The 10,388-nt window shown below is 69.2% G+C and carries 8 protein-coding genes, 1 tRNA gene and 1 pseudogene; 6 read left to right on the forward strand and 4 right to left on the reverse strand.

The window, feature by feature from the left end; genetic code table 11:
• Positions 1-75 precede the first annotated feature (75 nt).
• Positions 76-723 carry a TetR/AcrR family transcriptional regulator gene (locus R6V09_RS11050; RefSeq protein ID WP_317881191.1) on the forward strand — a complete coding sequence of 216 codons (648 nt, stop codon included), beginning with the start codon at positions 76-78 and terminating at the stop codon, positions 721-723.
• Positions 724-749: 26 nt separating this feature from the next.
• Here the strand turns inward: R6V09_RS11050 and R6V09_RS11055 are convergent.
• The 3 genes and pseudogenes from R6V09_RS11055 to R6V09_RS11065 all read right to left on the reverse strand — a co-directional run.
• Positions 750-1,142 (reverse strand): annotated as a pseudogene (locus tag R6V09_RS11055) (mobilization protein); the annotation flags it as partial.
• 322 nt (positions 1,143-1,464) lie between these two features.
• Positions 1,465-2,838, reverse strand: coding sequence for a low temperature requirement protein A (locus R6V09_RS11060; RefSeq protein WP_317881192.1), 1,374 nt, complete (start codon positions 2,836-2,838; stop codon positions 1,465-1,467).
• Positions 2,835-3,422 carry a TetR/AcrR family transcriptional regulator gene (locus tag R6V09_RS11065; RefSeq protein WP_317881199.1) on the reverse strand — a complete coding sequence of 196 codons (588 nt, stop codon included), beginning with the start codon at positions 3,420-3,422 and terminating at the stop codon, positions 2,835-2,837. The genes R6V09_RS11060 and R6V09_RS11065 overlap by 4 nt, the downstream gene beginning before the upstream one ends.
• Before the next feature lie 185 nt (positions 3,423-3,607).
• Here R6V09_RS11065 and R6V09_RS11070 point away from each other — a divergent pair, with 185 nt between their 5' ends.
• Positions 3,608-5,050 (forward strand): aldehyde dehydrogenase, encoded by a 1,443-nt coding sequence (locus tag R6V09_RS11070; RefSeq protein ID WP_317881193.1) that lies wholly within the window; start codon positions 3,608-3,610, stop codon positions 5,048-5,050.
• A gap of 142 nt (positions 5,051-5,192) precedes the next feature.
• A complete protein-coding gene (locus R6V09_RS11075; RefSeq protein WP_442810020.1) occupies positions 5,193-6,638 on the forward strand; it encodes an MDR family MFS transporter in 1,446 nt (481 codons plus the stop codon).
• A gap of 490 nt (positions 6,639-7,128) precedes the next feature.
• Here the strand turns inward: R6V09_RS11075 and R6V09_RS11080 are convergent.
• Positions 7,129-7,202: transfer RNA gene (locus R6V09_RS11080), tRNA-Thr, on the reverse strand.
• 247 nt (positions 7,203-7,449) lie between these two features.
• Between R6V09_RS11080 and R6V09_RS11085 the strand changes: the two genes are divergently transcribed.
• From R6V09_RS11085 to R6V09_RS11095, 3 genes are all read left to right on the forward strand, one after another.
• Positions 7,450-8,586 (forward strand): ABC transporter ATP-binding protein, encoded by a 1,137-nt coding sequence (locus R6V09_RS11085; protein ID WP_317881195.1) that lies wholly within the window; start codon positions 7,450-7,452, stop codon positions 8,584-8,586.
• A gap of 226 nt (positions 8,587-8,812) precedes the next feature.
• Positions 8,813-9,268 carry a hypothetical protein gene (locus R6V09_RS11090; protein ID WP_317881196.1) on the forward strand — a complete coding sequence of 152 codons (456 nt, stop codon included), beginning with the start codon at positions 8,813-8,815 and terminating at the stop codon, positions 9,266-9,268.
• A 96-nt stretch (positions 9,269-9,364) separates the two neighbouring features.
• Positions 9,365-10,096: a nucleotidyltransferase family protein gene (locus R6V09_RS11095; protein ID WP_317881197.1), complete on the forward strand. Its 732-nt coding sequence runs from the start codon at positions 9,365-9,367 to the stop codon at positions 10,094-10,096.
• Positions 10,097-10,388 lie beyond the last annotated feature (292 nt).

Genomic DNA, 10,388 nt, shown 5'->3' on the forward strand with positions numbered 1-10,388 from the left:
GTGGGCGGCGTACGCCGCTCCTCGATTACGACACTGCTGTCGTAAATTAAGACACGCCTGTCGTAAACTGCCAAGGTGTCAGCGTCCACGTCTTCGCAAGACCCGCCACGCAAGCGGCGTCCCTACGCTCCGCGCGTCCCGATCGCACAACGCCGCGAGCAACTGCTCGACGCGGCCCTCGCCGTGATCGTGAGCGACGGCTACGAGCGGGTCTCCATCGACGCCATCGCGAAGCGAGCCCAGGTCGCCCGGGCAGTGGTCTACGGCGCCTTCGAGAACCTCGACGCCCTGCTGACCGCCCTCCTCGACCGGCAGCAGACACGCGCCTTCGCGCGACTGCTGGAGACGATTCCCGACACCGGGGACCCGCGTGACCCCGCCGGCTTCGCCGCCGAAGCAGTCCGCCGGATGTCCGCGATGCTCCGAGAGGACCCGGACACCTGGCGGCTGATCCTGCTGCCTGCGGGCAACATGCCCACGGTCGTCCGCGACCGCATCGAGGCGGACAGAGAACGATTCCGGCTCCGGGTCGAACAATGGATCTCCCTCCTCCTGGCCGACCGGAGCAACCCACAACTCGACCCGCAGATCCTCGCCCACGCCCTCGTCGCCTGCGCGGAACACTTCGGCCGCACCGCACTCACCGACCCCGACAAGTTCGACCCGTCACGCCTGATCAACCAGGTACAAGTGATCCTCGGCGCCATCTGGCCGACGCGTTGACGACAGGTCGCATGGGGCCTCAGTGCCTACCGGCGTTGCCGGTGCTGCTGCCAAGCAGGCGTCGCCGGCCCTGGGGGCTGAGAGTCATGGCTCTGCCCGGCCGGCACCGAGACCGCGATGGTCGAGCGTCGGCGGGCAGCTTCAGCTCGGCGGTTGGGCGCTGCGTTCCGACCGGTGTGTTGAATGTGGGTGATGAGCACGCGGGCGGGTCGGCGGGCGGTGGTCAACTCTCGCTGTGCAGCGGCCTCCCTGATGAGTTGGCGGGGTTGGCGGGGTTGGTGGCCACGGGCTTCGGCGTCGGCTATGACGCTGGCGAGCGCGGGCCAAGCTAGGTCGGCGAAGATCCGCTCGGCGTGTTCGGGGACGGCTGCCCGTACGTCGCTGACCAGAACACGACGGGCATCCTCCCGGGTCGGCCGCCCTGCGCGACACACTCAACACACTCACGAAACCGGAGAACCTGCCCCCGGGCCCGGCAGCATGAAACCGCCCGCACGAACCGAAACACCCACTGGCAGCCAAAACAAGAAACCCCAGGTCAGAGTCCTGACCTGAGGTTTCGTTACGGAGCCCTCGGTCGGATTCGAACCGACGACCTACGCATTACAAGTCCAGGCAGGATCTTGCTGGGTGGTTCCGGACGCTGACTCGGTGTCCGGAACCACCAGGTCAGGACAGGTGCCGCTCCGCGCTCAGTCCACGCAGTGATGGCCTCTGCCACCTCATCCGCTCACGCATCGCTCACGCAGAAGGGGGTGCTGACCAGCGTGTTCGCCCCTTCTCCAACCCTTGCTTCCATCCCCAGCCGGCCCCGGGCCTTTCTGAACTGGACGTGGATACTGCGTCTGTCGGATCGGGGGTGTCAGAGTTCTCACGGTTGTCGTCCGGCTCGTGGGCCACTGTCCGTCCCTCGAATGCGGTCAGTGCGATGAGCGTCGCGCTGACGACAGTGAGTGTTGCCAGCGCGGGCAGGTATCGGGCTACGGGGAGCAGGATCAGTAGCGCCGCGGCGGCAGCCAGTTGCGCGGGCGGCACCTGTCGGACGGTCAGCCTGGTGAAGGCCGCGCGACCTGCCAGGTATACGGCGGTTCCTGCGCACAGGGCGGTTGACGCGGGCCAGGTCAGCGGTGCGCCGAGGTTCGATGGGCTGCTGTCGGTGACGGCCGTGAGTACTTCTCGGGCGCCGAGCGCCAGGTAGAGGACGCCGGCGATCAGCAGAAAGTGGACCATGGTGTAGGCGTCGCGGGCGATCCGGGCTCGGCGTGCCGGGGATGCGTGCTCCAGCATGTCCTCGGCGGCGGGGGCGAGGTGCTCGAAGTAGAGCCGCCACAGGCAGACGACGGCCGCGAAGCCGAGTGCCGCGGCGACGAGCACCATGGTGCGGGTCACCGAGTCCCCGGCGCCCGCTCCGGCGGAGATCAGGGATTCGCCCAACACGATGATCAGGACCATGCGGTGGCGTTCGGCGAAGTGGCCGGGGCTGCGCACCCGCCACCCGCCCACCCGGGAGGCGATCCAGCCCCCGCCGAAGTCGATGGCGAACGCGACGGACCACAAAGCGGTCTGCCACGTGCCCGCGAGCACGGCCCCGGCGATCAGGGGGGCCAGCGAGAGGGTCTGCGGGATCGCGTCGGCCAGCAGTTGGACGCGCAGCCCGCTGTCTTCGGCGGCGGCGGTCAGATACAGGCCGAAGTAGACCAGTCGTACGACGATGAAGGCCGCGGCCAGGATCAGCGGCGCGTCCACCGTCCCGGTGCGCCGGCTCCACGCGTCCGGCATCACCAGGGCGGCGATGAACAGCGCGGCCATGACCACCAGCATCCCGGCCCGGACCACGCCTTGGTCGGTGCGCACCCGGTTGCCCAGCCAGACGTAGGCCGCCCAGGACCACCACAGCAGCAACAGCAGGATCAGGCCCTGGACCAGGGTGGCGGCCGTGAGCGACCGGGCCATGAACGAGACGACCCGCGTGATCGCGAAGACGAAGACCAGGTCGAAGAAGATCTCGAAGGAGGTCACCCGGTGGGACTCGGCGGTCATCGCCGGGCGGCGCCACGAGGCGTCCATCACCGGCCCGGCGGAGTCGCCCTCGCCGGGACCGACGCCGGTGCTCACGAGTGGTCCTGGGTGCGATGCGGCCGGCCAGGAAGCTGATTCTCCGCAGCCACAGGGTCTTGAGTGCCCATCACGGTGACCCGACTCGGCGCGGGCAGGGGGGCACCGACCCCGCGCATCAGCGTGTCGACCACCACATCGGCGGCCTGTGCGGGACTGAGGTCGGGCAGGTCCTCGGCGGCGTGCCGCATCAGCGGCGGAAGGAGCGCGGCCACCCAGCCGGGCGGCAGGTCGGAGCGCAACAGTCCCTCGTCGGTCGCACGCCGCAGGAAGGCGTCGACCCGGTCGATCAGGCTTTGGCGGCGCGCGCGGATCGTCTCCTCGGCGTGCAGACGGCTGGTTTCCACCGGCCATTTCCGGTTGGCCGCGATGATCCCCTCGACGTAGCGGTGCAGTGCCACCGCGACCGGGGCCTGATCGAGCCTGGCGGCGTCAACGGCCTGCTCGACCGCGTCGTACCTGGCCTGGTAGACGGCGGCCAGGAGTTCTTCGCGGGAGGCGAAGCGCCGATACACGGTGCGTCGGTCCACGCCCGCCTCCGCCGCGATGGCGGCGATGCTCGCCGAGGCATCGTCGGCGAGCATCCGGGCCCCGGTGCTCAGGACAAGTTCGAGATTGCGCGCTGCGTCGGCTCTCATGGTCGCGAGTATACACATTAGCGAGGCGGATAGGTCATTTATGGTCACATCCTTGCGCCACACCCAGATGTAAGTGCTACATTAATGAGGCAGTTAGTGAAGCTCTTCACCCCGGGACCGAGAGGACGATCATGATCACCTACGACAAGCTGTTCATCGGCGGCACGTGGACCGAGCCGAGCAGCCCGGACCTGCTCGACATCCTGTCCCCGCACGACGAGTCGCTCGTCGGGCGCGCTGCCCAGGCCCGGCCGGCCGACGTGGACCGTGCGGTGGCCGTCGCCCGCGCGGCCTTCGACGAGGGGACCTGGCCGAACACTCCGCCGGCCGCGCGGATCTCGGTGCTGCGCCGCCTCAACTCCCTGCGCGAGGCCCGCGCCGAGCAGATCGCTGCCGTGATCACCGCGGAGAACGGCTCCGCCGGCTGGTTCACCCGCGCCGGGCAGCCGAGCCTGACCCGGCAGGCGGGCGCCTACCTGAAGGCGGCCGAGGACCTGGCGTGGGAGGAGACCCTGACTCCCACCGACCCCGCGGCCACCGTGCGCAGCGTGGTGCGCCGGGAGGCGATCGGCGTCGTGGCCGCCGTCATTCCGTGGAACTCGCCGTTCTCCGCCTCCCTGGCGAAGATCATTCCGGCGCTGCTGGCCGGCAACACGGTCATCCTTAAGGTCTCCCCGGAGAACTCACTGAGCATGGGCCTGCTCGCCGACCTGCTGGCCGAGTGCGGGCTGCCCGCAGGCACGATCAGCGTGCTGCCGGCCGACCGCGAGACCAGCGAGCACCTGGTGTCCCACCCCGACGTCGACAAGATCGCGTTCACCGGTTCGACCGGCGCCGGGCGCCGGATCGCCTCCATCGCCGGCCAGCAGCTGAAGCGCGTCAGCCTGGAGCTCGGCGGCAAGTCCGCCGCCGTCGTCCTGCCCGACGCCGACCTGGCGAAGTTCACAGCGGGCCTGGCCTTCTCCTGCCTGCTCAACAACGGCGAGGCATGCATCGCGCACACCCGCATCCTCGCCCCGCGCAGCCGCTACGAGCAGGTTGTCGACGCCGTCAAGCAGGTCGTCGAGTCACTGAAGGTCGGCGACCCGCAGGACCCGGACACCTTCATCGGCCCGATGATCCGCCGCGACCAGCAACAGCGGGTGCGCGACTACATCGAGACCGGCATCAAGGAGGGAGCGCGCCTGGTCACCGGTGGCCCGCAGGTGCCGGCCGGCCTGGAGCAGGGCTACTACGTCACCCCGACCGTCTTCGCGGATGTCGACAACGCGATGCGGATCGCTCAGGAGGAGATCTTCGGCCCGGTGCTGGTCGTCATCGCCTACGAGGACGAGGACGACGCCGTGCGCATCGCCAACGACTCCGAGTACGGCCTGTCCGGCGGCGTGTGGTCCGCCGACGAGCAGCATGCCCTGGCCGTCGCCCGCCGCATTCGCACCGGCACCGTCACGATCAACGGCGCCCCGGTCGGCTTCGACGGCCCGTTCGGCGGCTTCAAGGCCAGCGGCCTGGGCCGCGAGTACGGCTTCGCCGGCCTGAACACCTATCTCGAATACAAGACCGTCACCCTCTGACCACCCGTCGAACAGGGGGCCGCGGGCACGCGGCCCCCGACTGGAGGCGTACTCCACCATGTCCACCGCCCTTGCCCCCGAGCCCGCAGCGGCGCCGCACACTCCCCTCGACCACGACAGACGCCCGGGCGTAACCGCGGCCATGAGCGCTCTGGTCCTCGCCGTGCTGCTGGCCGCCCTCGACCAGACCATCGTCTCCACCGCGCTGCCGCGCATCGCCTCCGACCTCAACGGCTTCGCGAACATCGCCTGGGTCAGCGCCGCCTACCTGCTGGCCTCGACCGCCGTCACCCCGCTGTGGGGCAAGCTCGGCGACATGCTCGGCCGCAAGCGCCTGTACCTGTCGGCGACGGCGCTTTTCCTGGTTGCGTCGGCCGCGTGCGGCCTGGCGCAGAACCTCCCCCAGCTCATCGCGGCCCGCGCGGTGCAGGGCGTGGGCGGTGGCGGCATGATCGTGCTGACCTTCGCCCTCGTCGGCGACATCGTCGCCCCCGCCGAACGCGGCCGATACCAGGGCATGTTCGGCTCCGTCTACGGCGTGGCCAGCATCGTCGGCCCGCTGCTCGGCGGCGTCTTCACCGACGACCTGTCCTGGCGCTGGGCGTTCCTGATCAACCTGCCCGTCGGCGCCGTCGCCCTGCTGCTGGCGGCCCGGGCACTGCCGGACGCGGCACGCGCCGCCGTCGCTCGCATCGACTACGCCGGCGCGACCCTCCTGGCCTCCATCGCCACCGCCCTCGTCCTGGCCACCTCCTTCGGCGAACGCTGGGGCTGGGGCTCGCCGCGAACAGCCGGGCTGGTATTCGCCGCCGTTGCGCTGAGCGCGCTGCTGGTGCCGGTGGAGCGGCGTGCGTCCGCCCCCATCCTGCCGCCGGCCATGCTGCGCTCACGCACCGTGGTCCTCGGCTCGCTGATCGGCTTCACGGCGAACGTCGCCATGTTCAGTGTGCTGATTTACCTGCCCACCTACCTTCAAGTAGTACACGGGGTGTCGGCCACCCTCTCCGGCGTGCACCTGCTGCCGCTGGTCGGCGGCCTGGTCGTCAGCCAGACACTCGCCGGACGCCAGACCGCCCGCCCCGACCGGGTCGGGGTGATCCTGATCGCCGGCATGGCCCTCAACGTCGTCGGACTGCTCCTGCTCGCCACCATCGGCGCCGGCACGAACGCCCTTGTGCTCAGCGCCTACTTCCTGGTCACCGGCGTCGGCATCGGCATGGTGCCCATGGTCGTCCTGACCGCGGTACAGAACTCGGTCCCCGCCGCGGACATCGGCGCCGCCAGCGCCGCGGTCACCTTCGCCCGCTCCACCGGCGCGGCCTTCGGCGTCGCGATCTTCGGCACCCTGCTGAACACGGGCCTGTCCGAGCGACTGCACGACGCGGCGCACCGAGGCATCCACGTGCCGAGCGGAATCGACCCGACCCAGACCGACGCGGTCGATTCACTCCCGCCCACCACCCGCCAGGCCGTCCTCGACGCCTTCGCCCGCGCCACCGCCACCGGCTTCCTGTGGATCACTGCGTTCGCCATCGTCGGCACCCTGCTGGCCGTGTTCCTTACCGCGCGCCCCCGCCGGTCGAACTGAGCAAGCACCCGGGCCGGCCCGACATATACGCATCGGAACTTCCAGGAAGTGGGCCGTACATCTCTGAAGAGGCGCGGCAGGCTCATCCTCGTGACATACCTGCGCAATTACGTAACTACACAGGAGTCGCTTTACGAGCAGGTTGTCGCTCGCGCCCCAGGCAGAGCGCGTTGATCGCGGGATTGTCCGAACACCACAACCCCGTAGCCCCAAGTGCGCCTGCGACCGCACGACAGACGGGGCCCCATCCACACGACCGCACGCTCGGCCACCACATGGCCACCACGCCGAACCCGACCGACCGAAACCGGCCGACGGTACGGAGCAAAAGGACAGCTCACAGCTCTACGAGCCGAAACGCCCACCAGGGGTCGACCCCAGACCTACGCATTGCAATGCGTAGCCCACAGATGCCCGACCAGCCCGGATTCCAAGGTCACCCGAAACAAGAAACCCCAGGTCAGAGTCCTGACCTGGGGTTTCGTTACGGAGCCCCCTGTCGGATTCGAACCGACGACCTACGCATTACAAGTGCGTTGCTCTGGCCAACTGAGCTAAGGAGGCCTGCGCGTGCGCGATACGTGTGTACCCGGCGTACCCGAGACGCGCGCGATCACGTGCCCGTGCAGTGTACCCAGGTCCCCACCACCCCCTGTCGAAAATTTCCGCGAAGTTCACATGGCCTCGGGTACTGACAGACCGGGCAAACGCCAGGTACCGTCCGTACCCAGTTCACTCGCGTGGACTACACCACCACCTTCCTACAACGGATCGTCCGGCACGTTCCTGCCGGTAGAAGGGGGCCTTCACCATGGCCACTGTTTCGTTCGACAAGGCGACCCGGATCTACCCGGGCACCGAGAAGCCCGCCGTCGATGGTCTGGAGATCGAGGTCGGGGACGGCGAGTTCCTCGTCCTCGTCGGTCCGTCCGGCTGTGGCAAGTCCACCTCGCTCCGCATGCTCGCGGGGCTTGAGGACGTCAACGCGGGCGCCATCCGCATCGGTGACCGCGACGTCACGCACCTGCCGCCGAAGGACCGGGACATCGCCATGGTGTTCCAGAACTACGCGCTGTACCCGCACATGACCGTCGCCGACAACATGGGCTTCGCGCTCAAGATCGCCGGCGTCAACAAGGCCGAGATCCGCCAGAAGGTGGAGGACGCGGCGAAGATCCTCGACCTCTCGGACTACCTCGGCCGCAAGCCGAAGGCGCTCTCCGGCGGTCAGCGCCAGCGTGTCGCGATGGGCCGTGCCATCGTGCGTGAGCCCCAGGTCTTCCTCATGGACGAGCCGCTGTCGAACCTCGACGCCAAGCTCCGCGTCTCGACCCGTACGCAGATCGCCTCGCTGCAGCGCCGCCTCGGCATCACCACCGTCTACGTCACCCACGACCAGGTCGAGGCCATGACGATGGGCGACCGGGTGGCCGTACTGAAGGACGGTCTGCTCCAGCAGGTCGACTCGCCCCGCAACATGTACGACCGCCCCAAGAACCTCTTCGTCGCCGGCTTCATCGGCTCCCCCGCCATGAACCTGATCGAGGTCCCGATCACCGACGGCGGCGTGAAGTTCGGCAACTCGGTCGTCCCCGTCAACCGCGAGGCGCTCAAGGCAGCCTCCGACAAGGGTGACCGTACGGTGACCGTCGGCGTCCGCCCCGAGCACTTCGACATCGAGGAGCACAACGGCGAGGCCGCGAAGTCCCTCACGAAGGACACCGAGGACGCCCCGGCCGGTCTCGCGGTCACCGTGAACGTCGTGGAGGAGCTGGGCGCCGACGGTTTCGTCTACGGCAGCGCCAAGGTCGGCGACGACCTGAAGGACCTGGTCGTCCGTGTCAGCGGCCGTTCGGTGCCGGAGAAGGGCTCGACGCTGCACGTGGTGCCGCGTCCGGGCGAGCTCCACGTGTTCTCGACCTCCACGGGCGAGCGCCTCACCGACTGATCAAACGTTCGCACGTTGCACGGAGCGGGCCCCGCGGATCACCGCGGGGCCCGCTCCGTTGTGGGCAGTTGCGGGCAGCCCCTCGACCGATGTCGACAAATACCCCGGCAGACCCGTCATTTCGAGCAGCGTTCGTCAACGCCTTACCCAATTCGAGGCACCAATCCATCCCCCGAATTGATGACTAAATGTCGCCAAATCATTACCGGGCGCTACCCTCACACGCGTGAAGCACTCCAATAACCAACAGCCGCGACGCGGCCGGGGCCCCGCCCGCCGGGTCGGCCGCACCCTCGCTCTCGTCCTGCCCGTCATGATGGTGCTCTCCGGGACCCTCGCGGTCACCCGGGTCAACTGGACGGGCAGCCCCTCCAGTTCGATGCTCACCGCGACGGACGTCACGGCCGCCGGAGCCTCCTCGCGGGCCGCCGCACGCGCCCCGCAGGACGTCCTGCGCGACCAACTCATGGCCGAGATCCAGGACAAGAACCCCGGCGTCGTCCTGACCCACCTCCAGGAGGCGGTGAACGGCCACCCGTCGCTCGCCACGCACTGCACCTCCATCGCCCGCGCACTGGGCCGCGCAGCGGTCCGTATCTACGGCGCGGCACGCGCCCAGTCCTACGCCCGCCCCGTGTGCGACACCTCGTTCGCCTCCGGGGTCATGGCCGCGCACAGCTGACCGGAGCCGGCGCCCGGAGTAGGAGGTCGGTAACGGCTGATTAAGGAACGGTTGCAGCCGAAAGATGCGGTGGGGCCGCCACGTACAGTTCGGGTCATGACCGATCCGAACGCCGCGTCGCGCCCCACCCAAGCCGTGATCCTGGCCGGTGGCCAGGGATCCCGGCTGCGCCCCTACACCGACGACCGGCCCAAGCCGATGGTCGAGATCCCCGGCACCGGGACGCCGATCATCGGCCATCAGCTCGTCTGGCTCGCCGAGGAGGGCGTGACGGATGTGGTGGTCAGCTGCGGGCATCTCGCCGAGGTGCTGCAGGACTGGCTGAAAACAGCCGATCTGCCGGTCGACGTGACCACGGTCGTCGAGACGGAGCCGCTGGGCCGCGGCGGCGGCCTCAAGTACGCCGCCGCGCGTCTGCCCCGCCCGGACAGCGCCTGGTACGCCACCAACGGCGACATCTGGACCCGCTTCTCGCTGCGCGACATGGCGGACTTCCACACGGAGCGCGACGCGGTCGCGACGCTGGCTCTGGCGCGGCCCCGGATCCCCTGGGGGGCCGTGCAGACGGACGGGTTCGGGCACGTCACCGACTTCATCGAGTCGCCGCCGACGACGTATGAGATCAATGCGGGGGTCTACGTCTTCTCGCCCGAGTTCGCCGGGTTGTTGCCGGAGCGGGGGGATCACGAGCGGACGACTTTCCCGCACCTTGCGCGGGAGTTGCGGCTGGCCGGGTTCCCGATTCCGCAGGGGGCGTACTGGCGGGCCATCGATACCGCGAAGGATCTCAGGGAAGCCGCGAAAGAGCTTGCTGCGCTTGGTCGTTGACTGCAGGCCGTATGTGGCTGGGCGCGCAGTTCCCCGCGCCCCTTGGTAGGCAAAGAGGGCCCGCACTGAAAAGTGCGGGCCCTCTTCGTCATACGCGCCGGAGGTCAGCCGGTAGGTGGCCGTGTCAACAAGCCCCCCACCGGCCCAGCTACCCCAACAGGCCGCCCACCAGGCCCGGCTGGCCGGAGGAGGACGAACCCCCGGTGCTGGAGCCGCCGCTTGAGCCGGTGCCGCCGCTGGTGCCGCCGCCCGATGTGGGGCCGGAGGTCGTGCTGGGGGCCTGGCCGGCCGG

Source organism: Streptomyces sp. W16, from assembly GCF_033194735.1.
In the GTDB taxonomy this organism is placed as follows: domain Bacteria; phylum Actinomycetota; class Actinomycetes; order Streptomycetales; family Streptomycetaceae; genus Streptomyces.

Coding starts and splice junctions, on each gene's coding strand:
- R6V09_RS11065 (WP_317881199.1), bottom strand. CDS start 3,422: ATGCTCGCCGACGATGCCTCGGCGAGCATCGCCGCCATCGCGGCGGAG.
- R6V09_RS11085 (WP_317881195.1), top strand. CDS start 7,450: ATGGCCACTGTTTCGTTCGACAAGGCGACCCGGATCTACCCGGGCACC.
- R6V09_RS11075 (WP_442810020.1), top strand. CDS start 5,193: ATGAGCGCTCTGGTCCTCGCCGTGCTGCTGGCCGCCCTCGACCAGACC.
- R6V09_RS11070 (WP_317881193.1), top strand. CDS start 3,608: ATGATCACCTACGACAAGCTGTTCATCGGCGGCACGTGGACCGAGCCG.
- R6V09_RS11095 (WP_317881197.1), top strand. CDS start 9,365: ATGACCGATCCGAACGCCGCGTCGCGCCCCACCCAAGCCGTGATCCTG.